This window comes from Rhodoplanes roseus, assembly GCF_003258865.1.
Classification (GTDB): domain Bacteria; phylum Pseudomonadota; class Alphaproteobacteria; order Rhizobiales; family Xanthobacteraceae; genus Rhodoplanes; species Rhodoplanes roseus.
The window spans coordinates 1-320 of record NZ_NPEX01000714.1; the positions used below are offsets into that span (position 1 = coordinate 1).

General features: G+C 71.2%; 1 protein-coding gene. It reads right to left on the bottom strand.

Translation table 11 applies throughout. The features are described 5' to 3' along the window. A partial coding sequence (locus CH341_RS32090) for a methyl-accepting chemotaxis protein (protein WP_245431345.1) occupies nucleotides 1-320 on the bottom strand: 320 nt, incomplete at both ends.

Below are 320 nucleotides of genomic sequence, written 5' to 3' on the forward strand. Positions count from 1 at the left end.
TCGGCGCCGATGTCCTGCTCGCGGCAGGCGGCGCTGATCTCCGAGACGAGCTCGGCCGTCTTCTGGATGTCGGGCACCAGTCGCGTGAGCATCTCGCCCGCCTCCTGGGCCGCCTTGACGGTCTGGGTCGACAGGGTGCCGATCTCGGCGGCGGCGGTCTGGCTGCGCTCGGCGAGCTTGCGCACCTCGGAGGCGACGACCGCGAAACCCTTGCCGTGCTCGCCGGCGCGGGCCGCTTCCACCGCGGCGTTGAGGGCCAGCAGGTCGGTCTGGCGGGCGATCTCCTGCACGATGGTGATCTTCTCGGCGATGGTGCGCAT